The 24,225-nt window shown below is 54.9% G+C and carries 17 protein-coding genes and 1 pseudogene; 13 read left to right on the top strand and 5 right to left on the bottom strand.

All coding sequences use genetic code 11. The annotated features are described in order from the left end of the window. Positions 1–8: 8 nt before the first annotated feature. The gene (locus RKA07_RS00580) at positions 9–860 is read left to right on the top strand and encodes a substrate-binding periplasmic protein (RefSeq protein ID WP_310965297.1); all 852 of its coding nucleotides are present in this window, start codon (positions 9–11) and stop codon (positions 858–860) included. 58 nt (positions 861–918) lie between these two features. Next, the gene (gene argH / locus RKA07_RS00575; protein WP_310965296.1) at positions 919–2,328 is read left to right on the top strand and encodes an argininosuccinate lyase; all 1,410 of its coding nucleotides are present in this window, start codon (positions 919–921) and stop codon (positions 2,326–2,328) included. A 38-nt stretch (positions 2,329–2,366) separates the two neighbouring features. Here argH and RKA07_RS00570 read toward each other — a convergent pair whose 3' ends face one another. Beyond that, entirely contained in the window at positions 2,367–4,835 is a 2,469-nt protein-coding gene (locus tag RKA07_RS00570; protein ID WP_200203315.1) for an EAL domain-containing protein, read from the bottom strand. Positions 4,836–4,952: 117 nt separating this feature from the next. Here RKA07_RS00570 and RKA07_RS00565 point away from each other — a divergent pair, with 117 nt between their 5' ends. From RKA07_RS00565 to RKA07_RS00530, 8 genes and pseudogenes are all read left to right on the top strand, one after another. Further along, complete coding sequence (locus RKA07_RS00565) at positions 4,953–7,823, top strand: class I adenylate cyclase (RefSeq protein WP_310965295.1); 2,871 nt, start codon at positions 4,953–4,955, stop codon at positions 7,821–7,823. Positions 7,824–7,893: 70 nt separating this feature from the next. Continuing rightward, a pseudogene (lptM, locus tag RKA07_RS17985) lies at positions 7,894–8,001 on the top strand (LPS translocon maturation chaperone LptM); the annotation flags it as partial. A 125-nt stretch (positions 8,002–8,126) separates the two neighbouring features. Then, positions 8,127–9,377: a diaminopimelate decarboxylase gene (gene lysA, locus RKA07_RS00555; RefSeq protein ID WP_310965294.1), complete on the top strand. Its 1,251-nt coding sequence runs from the start codon at positions 8,127–8,129 to the stop codon at positions 9,375–9,377. A 14-nt stretch (positions 9,378–9,391) separates the two neighbouring features. Continuing rightward, a complete protein-coding gene (gene dapF / locus RKA07_RS00550; RefSeq protein ID WP_200371726.1) occupies positions 9,392–10,315 on the top strand; it encodes a diaminopimelate epimerase in 924 nt (307 codons plus the stop codon). Between the two features lie 16 nt (positions 10,316–10,331). Further along, positions 10,332–11,078, top strand: a complete 747-nt coding sequence (locus RKA07_RS00545; RefSeq protein WP_200203325.1) for a DUF484 family protein — start codon at positions 10,332–10,334, stop codon at positions 11,076–11,078. Between the two features lie 16 nt (positions 11,079–11,094). Then, complete coding sequence (gene xerC, locus RKA07_RS00540) at positions 11,095–12,054, top strand: tyrosine recombinase XerC (RefSeq protein WP_310965293.1); 960 nt, start codon at positions 11,095–11,097, stop codon at positions 12,052–12,054. After that, complete coding sequence (locus RKA07_RS00535; RefSeq protein ID WP_310965292.1) at positions 12,054–13,499, top strand: diguanylate cyclase; 1,446 nt, start codon at positions 12,054–12,056, stop codon at positions 13,497–13,499. The genes xerC and RKA07_RS00535 overlap by 1 nt, the downstream gene beginning before the upstream one ends. Positions 13,500–13,525: 26 nt before the next feature. Beyond that, positions 13,526–16,309: an ATP-binding protein gene (locus tag RKA07_RS00530; RefSeq protein WP_310965291.1), complete on the top strand. Its 2,784-nt coding sequence runs from the start codon at positions 13,526–13,528 to the stop codon at positions 16,307–16,309. Between the two features lie 6 nt (positions 16,310–16,315). On the opposite strand, the gene RKA07_RS00525 is transcribed toward RKA07_RS00530, so the two are convergent. Beyond that, positions 16,316–16,681, bottom strand: a complete 366-nt coding sequence (locus RKA07_RS00525) for a hypothetical protein (protein ID WP_310965290.1) — start codon at positions 16,679–16,681, stop codon at positions 16,316–16,318. 227 nt (positions 16,682–16,908) lie between these two features. Between RKA07_RS00525 and RKA07_RS00520 the strand changes: the two genes are divergently transcribed. Both RKA07_RS00520 and RKA07_RS00515 read left to right on the top strand, forming a co-directional pair. Continuing rightward, positions 16,909–17,502 carry a hypothetical protein gene (locus RKA07_RS00520; protein WP_200203340.1) on the top strand — a complete coding sequence of 198 codons (594 nt, stop codon included), beginning with the start codon at positions 16,909–16,911 and terminating at the stop codon, positions 17,500–17,502. 7 nt (positions 17,503–17,509) lie between these two features. Further along, complete coding sequence (locus RKA07_RS00515) at positions 17,510–19,753, top strand: patatin-like phospholipase family protein (protein WP_310965289.1); 2,244 nt, start codon at positions 17,510–17,512, stop codon at positions 19,751–19,753. 17 nt (positions 19,754–19,770) lie between these two features. On the opposite strand, the gene RKA07_RS00510 is transcribed toward RKA07_RS00515, so the two are convergent. The 3 genes from RKA07_RS00510 to RKA07_RS00500 all read right to left on the bottom strand — a co-directional run bounded on the left by RKA07_RS00510 (position 19,771) and on the right by RKA07_RS00500 (position 22,999). Further along, complete coding sequence (locus RKA07_RS00510) at positions 19,771–20,412, bottom strand: GntR family transcriptional regulator (protein WP_310965288.1); 642 nt, start codon at positions 20,410–20,412, stop codon at positions 19,771–19,773. A 107-nt stretch (positions 20,413–20,519) separates the two neighbouring features. Beyond that, the gene (gene cls, locus RKA07_RS00505; RefSeq protein ID WP_200371672.1) at positions 20,520–21,950 is read right to left on the bottom strand and encodes a cardiolipin synthase; all 1,431 of its coding nucleotides are present in this window, start codon (positions 21,948–21,950) and stop codon (positions 20,520–20,522) included. Further along, on the bottom strand, positions 21,950–22,999 hold the full coding sequence (locus RKA07_RS00500) for an AraC family transcriptional regulator (protein WP_310965287.1): 1,050 nt from the start codon (positions 22,997–22,999) through the stop codon (positions 21,950–21,952). The genes cls and RKA07_RS00500 overlap by 1 nt, the downstream gene beginning before the upstream one ends. 399 nt (positions 23,000–23,398) lie before the next feature. On the opposite strand from RKA07_RS00500, the gene RKA07_RS00495 reads away from it, so the two are divergent. After that, positions 23,399–24,202, top strand: coding sequence for an alpha/beta fold hydrolase (locus tag RKA07_RS00495; RefSeq protein ID WP_200371674.1), 804 nt, complete (start codon positions 23,399–23,401; stop codon positions 24,200–24,202). Positions 24,203–24,225: the final 23 nt, after the last annotated feature.

Genomic DNA, 24,225 nt, shown 5'->3' with positions numbered 1-24,225 from the left:
AACTCATAATGAAACAGGCCACCAATGCCCTTGAATCTGCGGCATCATTGATTCCGCAGGGTGCTGCGTGCGCAGTACTTTGCAAAGCGGTTGTATTGGTTGTTTCATTGCTCGGGTTTGCGGCCCAAAGTGTTGCTGAGTGCCGCATAACGATGCGCTGGGATGATGACGCGCCTTACTTTTTCCCGCAGCTGGGCCATGTTGCAGGTATCGATGCTGATATCAGTCGTGAAATTATGCAGCGAATGGGGTGTAACCTTTCATTGGTCAAGCTTCCCTGGGCGCGAGCGCTGGTAGAGTTGCGTGAGGGACGTATCGATATGGTCTCTGGTGCTCATCGGACACCTGAGCGGGAAAAATACGCTTATTACGCAAGTACAGTTCCGACCGTCTCGCCCAACCTGCTGTTTATCCGGCGTTCTGATAGGGCTGAGTTCAGGTTTTCGGGATTGCGAGAGGTTCTGGACTCGGGTTTCAGATTAGGGGCGCAAATCAACGTATCTTATAGTGAGGAATACAGCGCCCTCGTCCAGGATTCAAGGTACAGAGGGAATATCGAGTACACATCCCGCCGGGATTCGCTTTGGAGAATGCTGGCTTTGAATCGTATTGATGGGGTAATTGCGGATAAACTGACGGCTATGCACGAAATTCAAGCGCTGGGGCTTTCTGACCGGATAACGTACAGCTCCATGGTCGTCTCGAACAAAAAAGCCCATTATATTTTCTCAAAAGAATCAGTCAGCCCGGAGTTTGTTGCAGATTTTGATCGTGCGCTGAAGGCCATGCAGAATGACGGCACCTACTCAGCCATTGTTCATCGTTATGTTTGCCCTTCCTGTCGAGATATGCCCGATTGATCACACGCTGATGTATACATCTATTTGACTCATTACATGTAACGAGAGTACCTACACCATGACGGACAAGAAACAACCTGATCAGGCCGCAACCTCCGAAAAGCCATGGGGTGGACGCTTCAGCGAGCCCACCGACGCATTTGTGGAGCGCTTTACTGCATCTGTCGGGTTCGATCAGCGCCTGTATCACCACGACATTACCGGTTCTATCGCCCATGCGACCATGCTGGCAGAGGTTGGCGTTCTGACGCTGGATGAGCGTGATCTCATTATTGAAGGCCTGAATGGCGTAAAAGAAGATATTGAAGCTGGGCGCTTTGAGTGGTCCGTCAGTCTCGAAGATGTTCACATGAACATAGAAGCCCGCTTAACGGATCGTATTGGCATTACGGGTAAAAAACTGCACACCGGCCGCAGCCGAAACGATCAGGTGGCCACGGACATTCGCCTGTATCTGCGCGATGAAATCGATGTGATCGCAGAAGAGCTCAAACGTTTGCAAGCTGGCCTGCTGGACTTGGCCGAACGCGAAGCCGATACCATCATGCCTGGTTTTACTCATCTTCAAACGGCACAGCCGGTCACGTTCGGGCACCATCTTCTGGCCTGGTATGAAATGCTGGTGCGGGATGGTGAGCGTTTGCAGGACTGTCGCAAGCGCGTGAATATTATGCCCTTGGGCGCAGCCGCACTGGCAGGCACCACTTACCCGATCGATCGTGCCATGACCGCCCGGTTGCTGGGCTTTGAGCGCCCTTCTGAAAACTCGCTGGATTCGGTGAGTGACCGGGATTTTGCCATTGAGTTTTGCAGCTTCGCGGCTTTGTTGATGACACACTTGTCTCGCTTCAGCGAAGAGCTGGTGCTGTGGACCTCGGCGCAGTTTGATTTTATTGATTTGCCGGATCGTTTTTGCACCGGCTCGTCCATCATGCCTCAGAAAAAGAACCCCGATGTGCCGGAGCTTGTACGCGGAAAATCCGGGCGGGTAACGGGCCATCTGATGTCCTTGCTCATGCTGATGAAAAGCCAGCCGCTGGCGTACAACAAGGATAATCAGGAGGACAAAGAGCCCCTGTTCGACACGGTCGACACCATCAAAGGCTGCCTGAAAGCATACGCCGACATGGTCCCGGCCATTCGTGCAAAAGCCGATAATATGCGTGTTGCTGCCAAACGCGGGTTTTCGACGGCAACAGATCTGGCGGATTATCTGGTCAAGAAAGGCATGCCGTTCCGCGATGCTCACGAAGTTGTAGGCAAGGCTGTGGCCTTTGGTGTCGCTGAAGAGCGGGATCTTTCTGATATGACTCTGGAAGAGCTGAAGCGTTTCTCTGACACCATCGGTGAAGATGTGTTTGATGTCCTCACACTTGAAGGATCGGTTCAGGCCCGTGATCATTTGGGTGGAACAGCACCGGCTCAGGTGCGGGCTGCTGTGGCCCGAGCGCGTAAGCTGCTGAGCTGAAACCTGAGCCCCCGAGCTGTTTGTTTTGAGCCCGGGGCTTAGCCGCCGATTCGCCCGGTGGGAAGATCTACCGCCACCGGCTTCAGTTCTGCCAGAGGTTTGGGTGGTCCAAGCCTGAATCCCTGGCCGAAATGAATGCCCAGCGTTCGGACCTTCCGGAGAATGTCATCGTTCTCGATAAAAGTTGCCACCGTTATTTTTCCTGCGTCCTGCGCAATCCGGTGCAGCGCCTCTACCATGACCTGCTGAACCGGGTCGGCTCCCAGTCTGAGCATCAGGCTGCGGTCGAGTTTGATTACGTCTATGGGCAGTTTTGCCGCCAGCCTGTAGCTCTCTACAGATGCGCCAGCACCATCCAGTGCTACGCGACAACCAATCCGGTGCAGGGCATCGCACAATACGGCAACTTCATCCGGGTACTGTGTTGCATGGGCTTCACAGATCTCAAGGCAGAAGGACTCTGCCGGGTAGTTTGAAGCCCCGAGAACAGATTCCATGAAGTCCGCAAAGGTGTCATCCAGCACGCTGGCTAGCGACAGGTTGAAACCGCAATATTTCAGCCTGGGCTCCAGTAACCTGTGCTCTCCCAGCCAGGTAAACGTTTGCAGTATGACTTGCCGGTCCAGTCGTTTGGCCAAATCAAAACGTTCTGCTACCGGCAGAAACTGATCTGGTTGCAACCATTGTTCATGGGCACTGTTACCTGGAATTCGTGCGAGAATTTCGATGTGATCACCCCAGGTAACGCTGGCTACCGGCTTGAGCGGCTGGAACTCCAGTATCAGCGCCTGTCTGTCCAGGGCTTTTCGGATCCGGTCGACGAGTTCGTTGCTGTCGTTATGATCGGATTCCGGACGTGAGGCGTGGCCAGTATGAATCCGGTTCCGTCCCGATGTCTTGGCGTCATGGCATAAATCCGCTGCCTGCCCCAGCAGTTGCTCGGGGTTAGGGTATGTGTCTTTTCCCATGATCAACAGACCACCACTGGCGGTGGTTTGCAGTTGGTGTCCTTGCCACTCAAAAACAAAATCACGGATGAGGTTCAGAAGGTTGTCTGCAAGCTTACGGGCTGCAGACTCTGTGCAGTCTTCGATGAGTAGGGCGAAGGTATCACCGGCAAGTCGCGAAACTGTGTCCTGTGGCCTGCTCCGCACATCGAGAATGCTGGCCAGTTCCCTGAGATAGCGATCGCAGGCACCGTTTCCTGCAATGTTGTTGAAGTGCCCGAATGAGTCGAGGTTCAGATATAAAAGGCAACTGTCGACCGCATCGTCGCCAGCCTGTTCCACCTGCCGCTGAAGGCGAGCGACAAACTCCCTGCGGTTGGTGAGACCGGTAACCGGGTCGTGTCGGTATCTGTATTCGCTATCACCGGTTTTGCTGGCGCGGTTGCTGATATCGCTGGCTACAACCACAGCACCTGCGGTTTCGCTTTTTTCTGCACCGGAGTCCCCGATTTTGCTGTTTGTCAGGCGCTGGTAGTGAAATTCGTACACAGGCCACTCGCCGCTTTGTTGCGTGACAGGCATGTCGACAATAAAGCTGTCCTGCTCAAAGGCCCGGTGCCAGAGCTGTTCCGCCAAGTGCCGCTCGTTCGGGTGTTTTTCAAGCAGCTGGCGCAGGTTGTCTCCCACCTTGGGCGTGGCGCCAAATATGCTGCCAAACAATCGGGCATAGGGCGCGTTGAAGTGCAGCAGGTTAAGATTTTTGTCAACGGCAGCTATCAGCCCAGGGCTGGCGGCTGAGGTGGCATTCAGTATGTTTTCAGCTCTTGCGCAGGCCAGGTCGCGCTGCATTTCCCCCGTGCGATCGACCAGGGTTCCGCCAAGCTTTCGCACCCTGCCGCCGGTTTTAAGGGCTCGACCATTTAGTGTTGCGCGAATGTTTTTTTCTTTGGCTGTGAGCAAATGAAGCTCAATTGTGAAGGGTGCACCGGTGCGTGCGCACCTGCGGAACAGGGCCCGAACTCGTTCCTGGCCACTCTTGCAATAGAACAGCGCCTGCTCCGGTGTAATTTCTGTCCCCGGTTTCAGCTCCAGCAGCCGATATAACCCTTCTGTCCAGGTCATTTGGTTACTGGTGACGTCCAGTTCCCATATTCCGAAGCCCGCAGCGCTTTCAGAAAAGCGTAGCAGGCGGGTGTCTATGGCGGAGTTTTCCTGTTGAGCAATGCGGGCGCTGGCGGCGCCATCTGAATCGCGCATGCTGATACGTAATGAAAGACTCGCCGTGTAGAAAAACCCTTCCTTGTGGCGAAAAGTGACCAGTACCGTTTGGCCGCTCTCGATACGGTGTCGATTGGCAGGTGCAAAGGGGTCGTCTTCTCTGGAAGCCAAGAACCGGTGTACCATAACGCCTTCCAGTTCGCTGGCATCGTATCCCAGTACAGCCTCGGCATTATTGTCTGCAAATAAAACCTTACCTTCGTCGTCAATACGCAACAGGGTCTGGCGACCGGTGCCACTGGATGTATCAGCACGATAACGCTGTATGACAAACTCTTTCACTGGGCCGGGCCTCGGGGTTTCTCAAGCGTATTCCGCTTTTAATTATTGATGGTTGTGCCACGATGAGTTCATCATACTGATAATTAAACCGGAAAGAACCTCTCCCCCGGAGCTGCCTTGACTGCTCACGCTACACCGATTGTCCTGGATTTTGATGAGGGCATTGATCGCAAAACCCTGCGCCGACTGCGGGACAGATTTCTCGTGCTTAACCGGCAGCGCTGGGAGCGAGCCCACTCGTCGCTTTCCTATCGACAGCAGGTGGTGCTGGAAATTTTGCCACTGGTGTTTCACACCAACCATCCCGCGCTGCCGGGCTATCTGGATGTTGATTGTCCTTACGGTCTGAGCCACTACCAGCCGGATTCAGCCATCATAAGTGCAGCACGGCGCCTGGCCCGTACCTTCAGCATGCGGGATGAAGGCAAACGCAGGGCCGACCTGGAGGCGCTGTTTCTGATGGGTAGCCCAGGCACCTTGGGCCATTCTGTTACCAGTGATCTTGATGTGTGGCTTTGCCATAGGGACGATCTTCACGGGCATGGGATCAGATTGCTGGAGCGTAAGGCTGAACGGTTAACTGAGTGGGCCCTGTCGTTTGGTATTGAGTTGCACGTGTTTGTATTTTCTGCTGCCGAATGGCGGGAAGGCCGGCAGCGGATAGAAGTGACGGGTGAGAACTGCGGTAGCGCCCAGCACTATTTACTGCTGGATGAATTCTACCGCACGGCCATCCATCTGGGTGGCTGTTATCCCATGTGGTGGCTGATTCCCCCGGAGCAGGAAGGGCATTATCAGAAGTGCGTCGCTATGCTGGTGGACTATCGCTTTATTCGCGGCGATGCATATATTGATTTTGGTGCTGTGCCATCCATACCGACCGGTGAATTTCTGGGAGCGGGAGTGTGGCAGCTCTACAAGGGAATCGATGCGCCCTGGAAGGCCATTCTGAAACTGCTGCTGATTGAATGCTATGCCCACACGCAGGATCTACCGGTCCTGTCGCTTATTTTCAAACAGGCAGTGTTCGATGGTGATACAGACGCGGATGATTTGGACCCCTATGTGATGCTCTATCAGCGCCTTGAACAGTGGCTTCTTAGTGACGGTGCCAGTTCGCGGTTGGATTTGGTGCGTCGCAGTCTGTATATCAAGGCGGGTCTGCCACTGACTCGCACCGGGATGGCGGGGCAGCAGGGGGTGGAGCCCTGGAGGGCTCGGCTGCTGAGGAGTCTGGTTGATGACTGGGGGTGGCAGCAAAACCAGCTTGAGTTGCTGGATAATCGTCACCGTTGGCGGGCAGAGGAGGCGTCTTCCCTGCGCCGAGTGGTGGTGTCGGAGCTGACCCACAGCTATAGGCTGCTGTCGAAAATGGCCCGTGATCACGGCGAGCAATCCGCTATCAGTGCAAACGATATCAACTTGCTTGGCCGCAAGCTCTACGCAGCATTCCAGCGCAAAGCCGGCAAGGTAGAGCAGATTAACCCGGGGTTGGTGCCATCACTGGCCGAGGAAAACCTGGCCTTTCATCATCAGTCAGAGCAAGGCGGCACAGGAACGGGCTGGCTGTTGTACAGGGATCTTGAGGACCCTTCGGACGCTTTCTGGCAACCGGTTATCCGGCGTTCGGGTAATCTCGCGGAACTGGTGGTCTGGTGCTACTGCAACGGCTTGCTCACCCGGGCAACTCGCCTCAACGTTCGTTCCGGGCAGGGCATTGCCTCCGTTAGCGAATTGCGGGAAATGCTGGATGCGCTTGCAGGATTTTTGCCATTTCCTGTCGAGCCTGCCGAGCGAGAGGCTCTTGCCCGTGGTGTTCGCCCTCTGCGCAACCTCCTGCTGATTAACGTAGGTGTTGATCCGCAATCCCACCTTACTGAGCGCGGCCTGCACAAGCTCAGTGCCAGGCATGACTCTCTGGGGTTCAGCGGCGGTCGCGAAAATCTGGTTGTTACCATTGACCAGATAACGCTCAACAGCTGGCAAGAGGTTAGCCTTCAGCACTATGCATCCGGGGACACCTTGATTCAGTGCCTGAAGAATGTTCTCGCTTCTGTGGCTATGGCGCCCCATAGCATTCCCGACCTTGAGGTACACAGCCATAACCGGGGACATGGCAATGCTATCGCCAGGAGGGTGCGGGAGCTTTTTGCCGACGTGTTTCGCCAGTTCTTTGCAGGAGGAGCTGGTCCTCATCCCCTGCGTTACGTAATCGAAATGGGTCGCCGGTATTTTTTGCTGGAATTCAGCGGCACCGAGCCCGGGTTTATGGCTCTGGAAAGCCGGGCTGCCTTGATGGAGTGCCTTGCTCAGCCTCGCGACACCTATTTGCCTGTTGTGTTTGACCGCCATGCATTGCTGGACGACCCGGGTTTGCGGGCCGCCTGCCAGGCGAGTGAGCCGGACAGCATTCAGGTGTTCTACAGGTTAAGGGGCGAAAAGGTTCTGATTCGGGTGATTGATGAGCGTGGATCTGTTTTTGGTTGGGATCAGCAGGTCGCTGGCCGACGCAATTTGCTGGCCCCATTGTTGCGCTTTCTGGAAAATCTGGTGGAAAGACGCACTTTGCGTAATACCGAAATGCCCGTAGGCCTTGCTGGAGTACGTTGTTATGAGTTGGTTTCAAACAACGGAGTCTGGCGCCCGGAATATCGGCCGCAAACAGATGCCGGTTCGCCCCTGCCTGGATTTGAGGTGCAGGCTGTGGGCGTGCAGGAGGGTGATAGTCGCGTTCGCTTTGACCTTTACTGCGGTGAACAGGAGTTTACGGTGCTGCAATACGGTGACCAGCTGATTCCAGCTGTTGCTCACTATATTCACTCACTTCGGCAGAGCCGTGATCGTTATCCGGTTTACCTGACGGATGTGCACTTGCCCCACGATCTGGATCCGAGGGTGTATCAGCAGGATATACAGACCAGTCAGTACCTGTATTACCGGGCTTTTCTTGAGGATGCCCTGAACCGTGAACTGGAGTCATTTCTGTAGCTCGCCGGCCTCGCCGTGCAGGGCGTGGGTCAGGTATACTTTGGGCATTATGAACTCAGAGGTGTCAAGTATGCGCGCGAGGAAGATGCCGGTCATGATACTGGTGATGACTGCAGCACTTGGTGGCTGCGGCCAGAAAGGGCCGTTATACCGGGAAAACCCGGAGGCATCGGCCAAGCCAGTTGAGCAGGCAAATAGCGCCGCAACCAGGAACGAGCGCCCGGGCGACCATAGTGCACAGGCTGATGCATTGGCTGAGTAGTCCCGCACATACCAGACACCGCTTTACGAATCAGGAATAAAATGGATCATTTCAACTACCGTGACGGCGAACTTTACGCTGAAGATGTACCTGTCTCCTCCATTGCTGAACGTTTTGGTACGCCAGCTTATGTGTATTCCCGTGCCACACTGGAGCGCCATTACAGGGCCTATGATGAAGCCCTGAGTGAGCGCGAACTTCTTATCTGCTATGCCGTGAAAGCCAATAGCAATATTGCCGTGCTGAATGTGCTGGCACGCCTGGGTGCCGGTTTTGACATAGTGTCTGCGGGCGAACTGGAGCGGGTTTTGCGGGCCGGTGGCGACCCCGGCAAGGTAGTGTTTTCCGGAGTGGGCAAGCAGGAATGGGAAATGCGCCGGGCCCTGGAAGCAGGCGTTCGCTGCTTTAACGTGGAATCTGATACCGAGCTGGACCGGCTTAACGCAGTAGCAGGCGAGATGGGGGTTAAAGCGCCGATCTCGTTGCGAGTGAATCCGGATGTTGATGCCGGCACACACCCGTACATCTCTACGGGCCTGAAAGAGAACAAGTTCGGCATTGATATCGCGGAAGCGCTGGCCGTTTATGCCCGCGCTGCGACCTTGCCAAATCTGGAGATTTTAGGTGTGGATTGCCACATTGGATCCCAGCTTACATCTGTAACACCGTTCCTGGATGCGCTGGATCGTGTGCTGGAGCTGATTGACGCTTTGGCAGACAACGGTATTCATATCCGGCATCTGGATATAGGCGGTGGTTTGGGTGTTACCTACAACGATGAAACGCCGCCTCAGCCAGCTGAATACGTGAAAGCGCTGGATCAGCGTATTGGTGAACGTAACCTGACTCTCGTTCTTGAACCCGGCCGTTCCATTGCCGCCAATGCCGGCATCCTGATTACCCGGGTTGAATTTCTGAAGTGCACTGAACATCGTAATTTCGCGATTATTGATGCAGCCATGAACGATCTGATCCGCCCTGCGCTGTATAGCGCCTGGCAGGCGATTGTCCCGGTGCAGCCTCATCAGGATGCAGAAGAAAAAATCTGGGATCTGGTTGGCCCTGTATGCGAAACCGGAGACTTTCTTGGCAAAGACCGGCCGCTCCAGCTCAAGGCGGGGGATCTCTTGGCGGTGCGCTCTGCTGGAGCCTATGGTTTCGTAATGAGCTCAAACTACAACACCCGTAACCGTCCGCCGGAATTGATGGTTGATGGTGACCAGGTGCACATTGTTCGTCACAGGGAAACCATTGAGGAACAGCTCGCGCCCGAAAATTGCCTGCCCGAATGAGTGATGGGCAGGATATGAACCCGCAGCGTCGCCATCAAGGGCAGGGGCCATTGCTCCGGTTCAGCAAAATGCATGGGCTGGGCAATGATTTCATGGTTGTTGATGCCATTAGCCAACCATTCAGGCTGCGCCCGGAAATGATTCGGGAACTGGCCGACCGGAATTTTGGTGTCGGTTTTGACCAACTTCTGGTTGTGGAGCCACCGGGTTTGCCCGATGTGGATTTCCGTTATCGGATATTCAATGCCGATGGCTCTGAGGTTGAGCAGTGTGGCAATGGCGCCCGGTGCTTTGCAAAGTTTGTCCGCGATCAGCGCCTGACAAACAAGAAGACCATCCGTGTGCAAACGGCCGGCGGCGTAATTGAGCTGCGAATAGCTAAAGACGGCATGGTCATGGTCAATATGGGCGTGCCTGAGCTGAACCCTCAGGCCATTCCTTTTGCCGCTGAGCACCGCAAGAACGTGTACACGGTGCAAGTGGGCGCAGAAACCGTTGAGCTCAGCGCGGTTTCCATGGGCAACCCCCACGGCGTTATTGTCGTTGAGGATGTGGATATTGCGCCAGTGGAGCACCTTGGGCCGCAACTGGAAAGCCATCCACAATTCCCCGAGCGGGGCAATATAGGGTTCTTGCAGGTTATCAGTCGGAACCATGTGCGCCTGCGGGTGTATGAACGCGGTTCTGGCGAAACCCTTGCATGTGGCAGCGGTGCCTGTGCGGCCGTTGTTGCAGGGCGCTTGCGCGGCCTGCTTGATGACCGCGTGGAGGTGGATCTCCGCGGCGGTCGGCTGGTCATCGAATGGAAGGGCGAAGGGTCGCCTGTTATGATGGAAGGCCCCGCAACAAGTGTATTTGAAGGGCAGCTGAGACTGCCCGGCGAATCAGGTGGTGCCCGGCGTAGAAGGCCCAGCCGCCCACACAAACAACGGATCTGATAGCCAGGAGAGCGCAATGACAGATCAAACGGCCCACCAGAAGGCCGGTAAGCTCACCCGGGAAGCGGTGGCTGAGTACCTGAGAGACAATCCCGATTTCTTTGTCGATCAGGACGAACTCCTGCGCAGTCTGACCTTGCCCCACGACAGTGGAAGGGCAATTTCCCTGGTGGAACGCCAGGTACACCTTTTCCGTGAACAGCGGGACACGCTTCGTCATGAGCTGGTTGAGCTGGTATCCATCGCCCGCCATAACGATCGCCTGTTTGAAAAGAGCAAGCGGTTGCTGATGCAGGTAATCGAAGCCCGCAATCTTATGGATATGGCTTCCACCATTGATGACAGCATTCGTGGTGATTTCGGTCTGGATGCAGCCTCTGTGATTCTGTTTGCTGATGCAGCGGTGGCTGGCAGTTCCCAGGGCGCACTGCACGTAGTGACTCCGGCAGAAGCCCAGGAGCATCTCGGCAACCTTCTGGAAGGCAGTCGAGCGGTCTGCGGCCAGTTCCGTGAGAACCAGCGGGAGTTTCTGTTTCCGGATCGCGACGACCCTATTGCGTCCGTGGCGCTGGTGCCTTTGCGTCATGAAGAGCTGGTGGGTGTTTTTGCGGTCGGCAGTTGTCAGCCCGGTTACTTCGATGAGCATATGGGCTCACTGTTCCTGAGCTACATCAGCGATACATTGAGCCGGCTCCTGCCCCCGATGGTTCGTCGCCACACCACTGCTGCCCCGGTCGCTGACCTTGCGACGGAGTCCCGCTAGAGTGGTTGCGGTGTCCATGCCAGCTCAAATACCTGATGAGCTGGGCGGGCACATGGCAGATTTCATGCAACACATGGCCTCCGAGAAGCGCCATTCCCCCCGAACCTGTGACAGTTACCAACAAGATCTGCAGCGCTTGGCGATTTGGCTCATGGAGCAGGGTAGCACTCAGTGGTGTGCTGTCAGCGGTCATGATCTTCGCCGTTACGTGGCTAACCTCAGTCGTCAGGGGCTCAGTGGTCGAAGCATTGCCCGCCACCTGTCAGCTGTAAGACGTTTCTATCAATACCTGTTACGGGAAGGTTTTGCCAAGGACAACCCGGCACTCGATATACGGGCACCCAAGAGCAGCCGTCGTCTGCCCCGCGTGGCCGACGTAGACCAGGTCAACTCTCTTCTTGATGCTGCACCGGACGAACCCCTGGAAGTGCGCGACAGATGCATGTTTGAACTGATGTATTCCTCCGGCCTGCGTCTTGCGGAATTGGCCAGCCTGGATGTTAATTCGGTTGACTGCAAAGCTGGCGAGGCACGGGTTGTGGGGAAGGGTGGGAAAACGCGACTGCTCCCGGTGGGGCGAAAAGCGCTTGACGCCATAAGCCAGTGGCTGCCTGTCCGTGCTGGGTTGGCTCCCGAAACAGAACCGGCGCTGTTTGTAAGCCGTCGGGGCGACCGAATCAGCCATCGCAGTGTTCAGGCCCGGCTCAGCCGCTGGGGCATTGTGAAAGGGGCAGATCAGAAGCTCCATCCACACATGCTAAGGCACTCGTTTGCAAGTCATATGCTTGAATCCAGTGGTGATTTGCGAGCGGTGCAAGAATTACTGGGTCATGCGGACATAGCCACAACTCAGGTCTATACTCATTTAGATTTCCAGCATTTGGCTCGGGTTTATGACCAGAGTCATCCCAGAGCGCGCCGACGCAGTTCCCGGGGCCGCGACGACCAGAACGCCGGACAGGAAGGAAACACTTGATGTCATCCGATCAAACCTGGAAAACCAAGTACTTCCAGGAACTTGAGTCTGCAGAGCAGCGGGAGGCGCATTGGAAAGCCGAGCGCAATACACTGGAGCGTATGTTGGTGCGTACCAGTCTCGCATCTGCGGGCCAAACAGCGGAACTCGATCTCCTGCTTGACCAAATCCGGTCGGATCTTCGCAAAAGCAAAGTGGATGTAGACAGCTGGCGTAAACTGCAGGAGCAGATCGATCGCCAGGTTGCTCTGCTCGATGATGCACCAGCTCCGGTAACCAGGAATTCCCAGCCGTCTGCTGTCCCGGAACCGTCTTTGTCAGCAACAGAAGAGCCCCCGGTAGACGTTGCGGATGAAACCGATCAGCCAGCGCCGATCACGGATGTTGAAGAACAAAGCCAGCGCCTGCGGATTGCCCGGCGTGTCGGGCACCTCCTTGGCCAGTTACTCAGCCAGGTTTCCCTGGAACCGGACGCCGAAGCCCGTGCGCGAAATCTTCAGAGAGCGTTGCTCTCCAGCGATGACTGGGATGAGTTAAGAGAAGGTTTGAATCAGGTTGCAGATTTGATTGTTGCGGCTGTAACCCGCAGCCAAAGGGAGTTTGAAGCCTTCCTCAAACGTCTGGATGAGCGCCTGGCGATGCTGCAGGAGCATTTCTCCGTTCAGTCATCAGCGCAGACTGAACGCGAGGCAGCAGCGGAAGCGCTTGACCGTAATATTCGTAATGAGATTGAACAGGTTGGCCAACATATCGAAGCCAGCGGTGATTTACAGGAACTGAAACTGTCTGTTACCAGCCATCTCGAATCGATTGGCGAGGCGGTTGGCCGCTTCCGGGTTGAAGAAACAGAACGGGAAAAAATGTTATCTGAACAACTGATGGCCATGCAGGAAAAGATGGTCATCATGGAAACGCATGCTGAGCAGATGCGCGGGCAGATGCGCAAGGAACGTGAGCGGGCGGTGACAGACTTGCTTACGCAATTGCCTAATCGAGAGGCCTGGCAAGAGCGACTGTCATTCGAGTACAACCGCTGGAAGCGTTATCAGTACCCGCTAACAGTGGGTGTTCTGGATATCGATTTATTCAAACGGATAAACGATTCCTATGGGCACAAGGCCGGGGACAGGGTGCTTCAACTGGTGGCCCGGGAAATCAGAAACAGGTTGCGCAAAACGGATTTCGTCGCCCGTTTTGGCGGTGAAGAATTCGCGCTGCTGTTTCCGGAAACGCCTCCTGAAAATGCTCAAGCTGTTCTGGACAAACTTCGTGCCCACGTCAGCGCCTTGCCGTTTCATTTTGGCGGTGAACCGGTAACGGTTACCTTCTCTGGAGGGGTGGCAGGCTTTGGCCCCGATGACACTGAAGAAACGGTCTTTGACAGAGCCGACAAGGCGCTCTACCTTGCCAAAGACAGCGGCCGGAATTGCATCAGGATCGGCTAGTGCAGTACAACTTTTCAGGACATCCCGTGAAGGTCTCCCTTCTGTTTTTAACATACTTGTTGCTGCTGGTTTTTCAGTCCGCTGCATGGGCAGACCCTCCCCAGGCTTCGCCGGCACCCGTATTGGGCAGTAAAGACCTGAGCTGGATCAGCGAGCAGAAGGAGCTCAGGGTCGGTGTTCGTGCGGACCAGGTGCCCCTGGTGTTTGATACCGGAAATGGCACCCTTGCCGGCACCTACATCGACTACCTTGCCCGGCTATCCGACAAACTCGACCTGCCCATTGAACCTGTTGTGATAGGCGCTGACAGCAGCGCCGAGCCGCAGTTTGAGTCACCTGAAATCGATGCGCTTCTGACCACCAGAGTTCCAGGCTCGCCAGTGCCCGGTGGAAAACGTTTTACCACCCCCCTGATGACCCTCACCTATGGCCTGTTTGTGAGCGCAGGTGATGCCGCTATCCGCTCATTGGCGGATCTTGAAAGCGGTCGTATAGCGGTTTTGGAGGGCGACCCCAACCAGTACAGCATGCTGGATACTGTTGAAAAGTTTACGCCGGTACCTGTTCAGAGCCTGGGGGAAGCTGTCAGTCAGGTACTGTCGGGCCAGGCCGATGCCTTTCTGGGGCCGGTGCCGGTGGTTTCCGACTACCTTCAGTCTGCCATGATTAATGGTATCGGGCTTTCGATGTTGCTTGATCAGAAATCAGTTGATGTGGTGTTTCAGGTAGATGAGCGCAATGAGCCTTTGTTCCGGGTATTGGATAAAACCGTAGAGGCCATAAGCCATAATGAGCACCGCGTGATCCGGCAGTCCTGGCTGCAAGTGGATCTTACTGCGCTGGAGCAAAGTGGTGTGGAGCTCTCCGGTTCCGACCTTGAATGGCTCAAACGTCACCCTGATCTTAAGGTTGCTTTCCGTTCTGACTGGCCGCCATTTGAATACGCCCAGGATGGTCGCGCCACAGGCTTGGTACCAGACCTGGTCGCGCGGCTGGAGAATCAGCTGGGCGTGCGGTTTGAACGAAAAATACTGGAAGACCGCGTGGTTGCAGAGCAGGCACTGATGTCCGGGGAAGTGGATATTCTGCCCGGCTTGTCACGCACCCCAAGAACGGAAGAGTCGTTTCTGTTTACCCGGGCTTATGTGAATGTGCCAATTGCCTTGGCGATACGGGATGACGGGCGCTTTATCGGGGACCTGAGGGAGCTGCGCAGAGAGCGTGTGGGCGTGGTTAATCGCCATGCCGCCCACGATTACCTGCTTATCAATCATCCAAACCTCGACCTTTACCCGATGGCGACGATAGAAGCCGGGTTGCTTGCGCTGTCCAACGGCGATCTTGATGTCATGGTGACCCATATCCCGGCCGTCAGTTATACCGTTGCCAGATTGGGGCTTTCGAATCTTCGGATCACCAGTATCACTCCCTATCAGTACGATCTCCGTCTTGCAGTGCGAAACGATAGCCCGGAGCTTCATCGAATCCTGAATAAGGCCCTGGGTAGTCTCAAACCAGCAGAAACCGAGGCTATCTACAACCGCTGGATCCATCTCGATATCGAGCAGGAAACCGACTACACAGTGGTTCGCCGGGTTGTTCTGATCGCTATAGTGGTTGTGCTGATATTTCTTTATTGGAACCGCAAGCTCTCACGGGAGGTAGACGAGCGGATTCGTTCAGAAAACGCCTTGCGCCGGAGTGAAGATGAACTGAGAGCAGCAAAGCTGGAGGCGGAGCGTCTGGCTCGAAAGGCTGAAGCTGCCAGCCGCACCAAGAGCGAGTTTTTGGCCAATATGTCCCATGAAATCCGAACACCCATGAATGCGGTGATCGGTTATAGCGATCTGCTAAGTAACACCGTTACGGACCCTCAGCAGCGCAACTATCTGGACGCCATCCGGGCGGGCAGCCGAAGCTTGCTGATGCTGATTAACGATATTCTTGATCTGTCCCGAATTGAGGCCGGCAAAATGCGGTTGGATTATTCCCCCGTTTCCGTCCGCCGGTTGCTTGATGATGTGCGGCATATTTTTGATCTGCGTGCCCGTGAGCAAGGCATCACACTGGAAGTCAGTGTTGGCTCGGATATGCCAGTCGCCATGATGCTGGATGAAACGCGGTTTCGGCAGGTGCTGTTTAACCTGGTGGGTAACGCCATCAAGTTTACCCATGAGGGTGGGGTGACTGTGCGGGCAACAGTCAAACCGGTTCAGGGCAAAGCCGGAGAAACACCCGAGCAGCAAAGCTATCGGCTCACCATCAAGGTGAAAGATTCGGGAATCGGCATCCCCCCCGACCAGCTTGAGCGTATTTTTGACGCCTTTGAGCAGCAGGAAGGACAAAACACCCGCCGCTATGGAGGCACCGGACTCGGGCTTGCCATTAGCCGCAAGCTGGCCCAGATGATGGGCGGAGAGTTAAGTGTGGATAGTGAGCCGGGGAATGGTTCTGTTTTTACACTCACCCTTCCTGACGTTCAGGCAACAGGAGCTCAGGCTGAGGACGAAGGTGAAACCAAAGAATCTGAAAGGCTTTTAGCCCAAACGCTGAGTATTCAGGAACGGGGCTGGCTGAAAGAACAGCTCACGACTGACTTCGGTGACGAATGGGAAGCTGTTCGGGAAAGCGGTGATCCTGAAGAAATGAATGACTTTGCTCGCCGGGTATTGGAGTGGGGCGAACGTTATCGCTCACGGTCTGTAACGCGATACGGTGAGAAGTTGAAGGCTGATGTGGAAGCCTTCAATCTGGACGCTGTTAACAGTGCGCTTGATGCCTTCCCGAAACTGCTGGGCCGGGAAGATTAAGCAAGTTTACAGGCAGTCGAACTGGGAGCGGCGGTCAAAAGCTACAGAAACCATGTCATAGCCGGAGTCTGAAAGGCTGCGAACCAGTTCGCGGTCTTTCAGTAATGCCATACAGACTTTGTGAACACTGGCCTGGAGATGCTCTGCTGCTGGCTGGCTTGCGGCAAGGCGAAAGTCGACCACGAGATACTTGCGATCAATGGCAGAAGTGAGCGGGATGTCTTCGCGTTCAATACTTTCAAAACCGATATAAGTTGCCTGGTCCAGAGGAAATACCTGACTCATAACAATGTCCAGGTTTTCCGCGTGTGCCAGGGGCGCGCAGAGTATGATTGCAGCGGCTGCCGAACGGATCAGGTTTTGAATAGTCATGGCGGCAGCTCCCCCGGTGTACTTTTTTGTTGGTGTGTAACGAAGCGTAATGTTTGGTTAAGTTTGATTATTGCAAATACTGTCGCCTATTGCGCGAGATTAGGTCTACCTTTTTCAATTGTTTGCAGTTTGCATACATTTAAGCGATATGTTCCGCGGACGGGGGCTCCCCTGACACTGCGCTATCTACTATCATGAAATGAAAACCGACGGCAGGAGAGTTGCCCATGTTTCAGCTTGTGTTCAAGGGCGAGTGTGCCTCTGGCACCGATATGACAACAGCGCGGAACAACGCCCGCACGCTGTTTAAAGCCAGCGTTGAGCAAATAGAGCGCATGTTCAGCGGTAGCCCTGTAGTGATCCGCAACAAGCTGGATGAAGATCAGGCTGAAAAGTACCGCCAGGTGCTACACAAGCACGGCATGGTGGCCTATGTTCAACCCATGCCTGGAAGCCAGCCGCAGGCAAGACCTGCACCAGCGCCTGTACCCGCCCCCGAGCCCCAGCCAGCTAGCGCTGCTCCAGCTCCCGCAAAAGCAGCTTCCGGTTCGGCTACACCTGCGGTTGAGCCTGGTGATCGTTTGCCGGTGGCAGGCGACAAGGTTGATGACATCCTTGCGGGGTCAGCTCTTGGGCTCGACCCTGTCGGGGTAACTCTGGTTGAGCCAGAGGAAGTCGAGCCTCCCATGTTCCAGCATCTTGACGACTGGACGCTGGCACCCCCGGGGAGCGACATAGGTGTTGAAAGGGATCTTCCGCCACCTATGGTGCCAGATGTGTCTCATCTTTCGCTGGTAGACGATGAGTCGAAGAAAAAGTGAATATGGGATGCATGGAGTTTCTCGGGTTTTGACGCCCTATTCATTGCTGGCCCTCACCTGGCTAATTTTGGTATCCCCTCTATCTTTCGCTGCAACGGCCAGCGATGCAGCAGCAGAACGCCCTCGCGTAGGTTTGGTGCTTAGTGGTGGTGGAGCCAAAGGCATGGCCCACGTAGGCGTGCTCCGGGTGTTGGAAGAAATGAAAATCCCGGTGGACTTTGTGGTGGGAACCAGCGCCGGCTCAGCAGTGGGCGCACTTTACGCCTCTGGCATGCCGGTAGGAGAAATCGAGCAGCGATTTATCCAGTTGGACTGGTTGTCGAGCTTTCGGGATGATCCCGGTCGGGCGTACAAACCGGTTCGCCGGAAGCAGGTAGACTGGCGATTTCCCGTAACGCCGGGGCTTGGTGTCAGTTCGGATGGCTTGCACCTGGGTGCCGGCATTATTGCGGGCCAGAATCTTGGTTTTATACTCAACGAGCTGACCCATAGCGTTGCCCTGGTCGAGGATTTCGATCGTTTACCCATTCCTTTTCGTGCTGTTGCGACCGACCTGGAAACCGGTGATATGGTGGTGCTTGGCCATGGTCATCTTGCGACGGCGGTGCGCGCCAGTATGAGCATCCCTGGGGTATACGCTCCGGTCAACCTTGATGGCCGTTTGCTGGTGGATGGCGGCATTGCGAACAACTTGCCGGTCAGTGTTGCTCGCGAAATGGGTGCTGACATCATCATTGCGGTTGATATTACAAACGAATTGATGGGGTCGGATCAGTTGCGCGAAGCCTTCTCTGTGTTTGACCAGTTGACCACGATCATGACCCGGCGCAATGCCGATCAACAGCTAGGGTTGCTGGGAGCCAAAGACGTGCTTATCCGGCCAGATCTGGAAGGTCATGGTTCGGCAGACTTTTTTAACGGCCCGATACTGTTTGAGCTGGGCGCCACAGGCGCCCGCGCGCATGCAGTGGAACTCAACCCCCTGTCCGCATCTGATGAAGCCTGGCGTGCATACAAGTCGCGACTGGTCTCTGCCAGTCACAGTGCAGGATTGATCGTCGGAATTGAGATTGAACAGGATCGCCGGCTGGGCCAGGAGTTCCTTAGGGAGCGAATACGGCAGAAAATCGGCGAGCCACTGGATGTGGAGGCTCTGGAGGCAGATCTGAAGCGCATCTATGGGCTGGGCTATTACGAAATTGTGTCCTACTCCCAGTCTCCGTCACCAGATGCAGATGGAACGCTGTTGATCATCAAGGTTCAGGAGAAAAGCTGGGGTCCTAATTACCTGTCATTTGGTCTGAACTATGAAGACAATTTTGACGGTGATACCCGCTTTAATCTTGCGGCATCTGTGCGAATGACCGAGTTGAATGAGCTTGGAGGTGAATGGCAAACCGGAGCGCAGCTTGGCACGGAGCCTTTCATAAGAACCCAGTGGTACCAGCCGATCGATTATGGCTTTGAGCGGTTTTTGCTGGCGGGTGCCGAGTATGCCCGCGACACCGTGAGCGTATATGATTCCGGAGGTAAGCGTGTTGCCGAGCTGGACGTGACGCTCCGCCAGGCGGATCTTGGCTTGGGAATGGAGCTCGGCAGAAACTCCCAGGCCAGCTTCACTTATGCCCGTGGTTACGCCACCGTGGACAAACAGGTGGGTGCGCCAGTCGCGCCCGAAGACGCAGTTCACCAGGGCAATGTCAGCCTCCAGTTGCTGCACGACTCCCTGGACGATGCGTTCTTCCCGAGAGAAGGAGCCTTTGCCGGAATCCGTGGCCGTGTTGAGCGTGAAGATCTGGGGTCAGACCGACATTTCGACGCGATAACGGGGATGGCGCTGGGCACGGGAAGCTGGAAAGAGTTTACCCTGACAGGGCTGCTCTATGCTCACACGGTGACCCGTGGGAATGCGGGAATTGAGAACACTGTGCGCCTGGGTGGTTTCCGGCGGTTATCTGCATACGCTCCAGGTCAGATTACCGGTGACAGTGCCGCTATGGCGTCGGTTTATGCCCGGCAGACATTCGGTGGCCCGATTACGCCCTGGTTTGCAGGGATGGGCCTTGAGACAGGGAATGCCTGGGATTCCCTCAGTGATGCCGGGTGGAATAGCTCGGTGAAATCCTGGAGTGTCTTTGCTGGTGTCGATACCTTCCTCGGTCCTGTGCAGTTAGCTACGGCCTACAGTAGTAAAGACAGCTGGGCGGTTTACCTGAATATCGGCTTTTCGTTTACCCAACTTTTTTATTAAGTCGACCCGGCAGGCAATTAAGTGCCAGAAACTGCCTCACATACTTGCTGGCACTGCTGAACTGCATAGCGGTGGAGCACGGAGACGAGTTTGTGTTCATCTCTGTCCCGGAGCGCACCGATAGATTCCCGCATGTGCTCAAGGTTGTCTTCCAGAACCCGTTTGCCGCCCCTCTTGAAAGCGACGAAGGCGCAACGCCTGGCGGAGGGCCATAAGTCCTCAATTGCCGATACGATAAAGTAGTTGTCCGCGTAGGCTAGAGACGCTTTGGTGTACTCAATGCCCAGATCCAGAAATGCCATCAGGTCATTGTTGTGATAGTGGTCTTCCATTTTCTGGTTGAGCTGCTCCAACCGCTCCAGGTCTTCGGTTTGCCACTGGCGAGCAAGCTTGCACCCGGTATGGCACAGATACAGCTCCAGTGTTTCGTATAGGCTGCGCACAAAAAAATCATCCAGCTCTGTTACAAAGGCGCCTTTGCGGGGCACGTTTTTCACCAGATGGCGCTTTTCGAGAAGTAAAAGACCCTCCCGGATCGAACCGTGGCTGACCTCCATTTTCTTGGCCATGGCGGCTTCGTATATGCGCTCACCGGAATCAAGTTGGCCAAAAACGATCAGGTTCTCGATGTGGCGGGCGACCTGTTCGGTCAGTGTCACTTTAGGTTGGAAGGCCTTCATGGATGATGGTCGCTGGGCTTGGTTGAAAGAATGAAGGGAATAGTCGCATATTCACCCATTGTGGAGCCAGCGCACCGGAGGCCTGGTCAGAGCAGAGGTGCCAATAGACGCACTGCGCGGCAGGTCAGCCGGAACGCAATGGAGCGCCCCTGGTAATCCTCTTGCGTCATTTTGCGACAATAGGAAAGATCCTCCGTGAGCATGGCATCCACATCGGAAACAAACGTTTGTGAGGTGTTGATAGCCATTATCTCGAAGTTCAGGCGCATGGAGCGGTTGTCCAGGTTTGCTGTGCCCACAGCGGCATAGTGATTATCCACGAGGACAACTTTCTGATGCATGAAGCCGGGCTGGTAACGATAAATGCCAATGCCTGCCTGGCTGGCTTGAATCAAGTAGGAATAGGCCGCCAGACCAACCAGCCGGCTGTCTGATTTTTCCGGAATCATGATTCGCACGTCTACCCCTCGCAGGGCTGCGAGCTGCAGTGCGTTCACAACCTGAACGTCTGGAACAAAGTAGGGTGACGCAATCCAGATGCGGGATTGGGCATTATTGATGCAGCTCAGGAAAAACAGCGTGCAGGTTTCCCACGTGTCTGCCGGGCCTGTGGGGAGCACCAGAACCTGTTCATTACCAGGCAGCCTATCCTTCGGAGTCCAGTCCAATTGGGGAAACTCATTACTTGCCCAGTTCCAGTCTTCCAGCCAGGCAAGCTGTAACCCGGTTACGGCCGGGCCTTCTATCCGGCAATGAGTGTCTCGCCAGAACCCTTGGCCCAGTACAGTGCCCATATACTCATCGCCGAGGTTGATGCCTCCGATAAAACCGATTCTGCCATCGCAAACCAGCAGCTTTCTGTGGTTGCGAAAGTTGATCTGAAACCGCAGGCGCCGAATGTTACCGTCACCAAACGACGCCACTTTGGCGCCGGCTTTTGCCAGTTCATTCAGGTAACGTCGGGATAGCCCGAAACTGCCCACGTCATCGTAGAGAAACCATACCTGCACACCCTCGGAAAGCTTTTTCTCCAGCGCCGTTTTGATGCGCTGGCCAATTTTGTCTGAGCGTACAATGTAAAACTCAAGAAGAACATAAGACGTGGCGTTCTCAATAGCCGTAATCAGCGCCTCAAATGTTGCTTCGCCATCCCTCAGCAGCGTGCATTTGTTGCCCTCGGTGAACGGCTGACGTCCGAGCTTGCAAAGAACCTGCATCTGCTTGTCAAGATCTTGCTGCTCCGGCATGGAAAGGGATGTGGTGTGCTGTTCGAAGCGTGTGAGCAGGGCCGTGAGGGACTTGTCTCCCATGCGTCGCGCTTTGACGTACCCGCCGAAGCGCGAACGTCCGAAAACAAAGAAAAGCGGCACCGCAATATAGGGTAAACCAAGCAGGCCAATGATCCAGGCGATGGCGCCCTGGGTCGTGCGGTAGGTCAGCAGAATCCTATAAATACAGGCTGCTGAGCCCAGATAAAGCAGACTGACAGCGATGGCAACTAATGATGTATCAGGCATTATTCATCCGATTTCACAGTAAGGTGCTGCTCGCGGTACTGGGCCGGAGCCATGCCCGTCCAGCGTTTGAATGCGCGGCTGAACGCACTCAGCTCGGAGAACCCGAGAAGAAATGCGATTTCACCCAAAGCGTATTGGTCTGACGCAACGTAACGCAGAGCCTTGTCCTTACGCACATGCTCTACTAGCTCATGAAAGCTGTAACCTTCCTTTTTCAGCCTCCGGTACAGGGTCTGGCGACTCATGTGAAACTGCCGGGCCAGAGTATCTGCATCAATCTTGTCGGTCGCCATCTGGCGAGATATCAATTTGCGTATCTTGCGACTGAAAGAACGTCGGGTTTGCAGGCGTGCCATCAGGCCGTTGACCTGTTTGAGAACGGCTGAATACACATAAGGGTTGCGATGGGGTATTGGGTGACTCATGTGGCGACTGTTGATGGCCAGTCGGGTTACGGCAGCCCCGAATACCACTGGACCACCCAGGAGGGTTTCATATTTATCGGCATAATCCGGGCGTGGGTGGGCAATTTCTGCCCACTCTACTGTCAGCCCGGGATAGATAAAATGCCGGCCTCGCGATAAGGCAGCCGCAACCGTACGATCCATGTCCTGGCGACAATAGTGTTCGGGCGAGTCAGCTTGCCAGGTCAGGATGGCGAGATCGTCAGTCTGCTCGAAACTCAAAATCACTGATTCGTTAATAAGCCTGTGTAAACGCACATATTGGGTGACTGCTTCGCCCAAGGTATCGCAATTGAAGAATACATGTCCCACCAACCCCATGCGCTCCGGGTCAATAATCTGGCCAGCTTTCAGGCCTACCGCCGGGTCGCCCGTGACCCTCTCGGCATGATCCCAAAGGCGGTAGTGCGCCTGCGCAGCTACGCGCCTGTCTGGTTCTCTGAGTGCTGACAGGTCCATACCAAGAATTTGCTCAACCCGTTGCCTGTTCAGCACACCCTGGCGATTCAGGTAGTGAACCAGCGCCAGCGTACTGGATGCAGCAACAAAGGGTGTTGTTGTCGTGTTAATAGGCGTTTGGGTCACATTTACTGGCTCATTAACGGGTTTTCATGGATTTGTTACAAAATGTCAAGCGATTGGGACAGTCTGTCAACGCGCTTCATCTCTTGTAACGATAGCATTTAAGGCACAGGTTGAAGTAATGGATAACTCATCAAGGAGATGTTTTATGAAACCAGTCATTTTTGTACCGAGCACAGAGTTTGAGCGCAAAAACGTAGCAGCGCTGGCAGAATATCTTGGCGAGATTTACTACTGCTAATTGCTCAGTAAGTTAGCTTATGACTTTTACAGCCGGGCTCTGCCCGGTTTTTTTCTGCCCGAAGAAAGCCCTACCGACAATCCTTCCCCTTGCTAGCCTGACTGGCAGTGTTAATGTAACGGAATCTGAACCTTGTGATACCTGACGGAGACAGCCTGCCCATGAGTGCAATACTGAACCATCGAATTACCGGAGAAGGTGCCCCAATTATTCTGCTGCACGGCCTGTTCGGAGCTCAGGAAAACCTGGGTGCGATTGCCCGGAAATTCCATACGGACTGGCAGGTTCACGGCCTGGATTTGCGAAACCATGGCAGTTCCTTTCATGCAGATACAATGGACTACCCTTCCATGGCTGAGGATGTACTAGCCTACATGGACGAGAAAGGGCTTGATAAAGCCTGCCTCCTTGGGCACTCAATGGGTGGCAAGGTTGCCATGCAGGTCGCTTTGCAAGCGCCGGAGCGGGTGGAAAAGCTGATTGTTGCCGACATTGCGCCGGTAACCTATAAAGCACGGCACGATGCGATTCTTGAAGGCATGATGCGGGTTGATCTTGCCAGTGTGCGCTCCCGCCGTGATGCCGATAAACAACTGGCTGAGTTTGTAGAGATACCTGGTGTCAGGCAGTTTTTGCTGATGAATCTGGAGCGTATTCCGAATGAAGAGCAGCCAAAAGATGGCTCCGTATATCGGTGGCGCCTGAACCTGGAGGCGATTGAGGCTTGTTATGCCAATCTGGCCGCCGCACCCGAGGGCGATACGCCCTATAAGGGGCCAGTGCTGTTTTTGAAGGGCGCTGATTCGGCTTATATTCAGGAAAAGCATCGAGAGGAAATTAACCGACTGTTCCCCAGGGCTCAACTGACCGAGATTGAAGGCACCGGGCACTGGCTGCATGCGGAAAAGACGGACACCTTTGTGGCCTTGTGTCAGCAGTTTTTGAGTGGTGAAGAAGCCGTATAAGCTTCTTAAAAACAACAACAAGC

This window comes from Marinobacter xiaoshiensis (assembly GCF_031631795.1).
Taxonomy (GTDB): Bacteria; Pseudomonadota; Gammaproteobacteria; order Pseudomonadales; family Oleiphilaceae; genus Marinobacter; species Marinobacter xiaoshiensis.
This window is presented reverse-complemented; position numbering and strand designations above follow the sequence as displayed.

What these genes read in the sequence shown, in the direction of transcription:
- RKA07_RS00580 (WP_310965297.1), top strand. Translation starts at nt 9, where the DNA reads ATGAAACAGGCCACCAATGCCCTTGAATCTGCGGCATCATTGATTCCG.
- argH (WP_310965296.1), top strand. Translation starts at nt 919, where the DNA reads ATGACGGACAAGAAACAACCTGATCAGGCCGCAACCTCCGAAAAGCCA.
- lysA (WP_310965294.1), top strand. Translation starts at nt 8,127, where the DNA reads ATGGATCATTTCAACTACCGTGACGGCGAACTTTACGCTGAAGATGTA.
- dapF (WP_200371726.1), top strand. Translation starts at nt 9,392, where the DNA reads ATGAACCCGCAGCGTCGCCATCAAGGGCAGGGGCCATTGCTCCGGTTC.
- RKA07_RS00545 (WP_200203325.1), top strand. Translation starts at nt 10,332, where the DNA reads ATGACAGATCAAACGGCCCACCAGAAGGCCGGTAAGCTCACCCGGGAA.
- xerC (WP_310965293.1), top strand. Translation starts at nt 11,095, where the DNA reads ATGCCAGCTCAAATACCTGATGAGCTGGGCGGGCACATGGCAGATTTC.
- RKA07_RS00535 (WP_310965292.1), top strand. Translation starts at nt 12,054, where the DNA reads ATGTCATCCGATCAAACCTGGAAAACCAAGTACTTCCAGGAACTTGAG.
- RKA07_RS00525 (WP_310965290.1), bottom strand. Translation starts at nt 16,681, where the DNA reads ATGACTATTCAAAACCTGATCCGTTCGGCAGCCGCTGCAATCATACTC.
- RKA07_RS00520 (WP_200203340.1), top strand. Translation starts at nt 16,909, where the DNA reads ATGTTTCAGCTTGTGTTCAAGGGCGAGTGTGCCTCTGGCACCGATATG.
- RKA07_RS00515 (WP_310965289.1), top strand. Translation starts at nt 17,510, where the DNA reads ATGCATGGAGTTTCTCGGGTTTTGACGCCCTATTCATTGCTGGCCCTC.
- cls (WP_200371672.1), bottom strand. Translation starts at nt 21,950, where the DNA reads ATGCCTGATACATCATTAGTTGCCATCGCTGTCAGTCTGCTTTATCTG.
- RKA07_RS00495 (WP_200371674.1), top strand. Translation starts at nt 23,399, where the DNA reads ATGAGTGCAATACTGAACCATCGAATTACCGGAGAAGGTGCCCCAATT.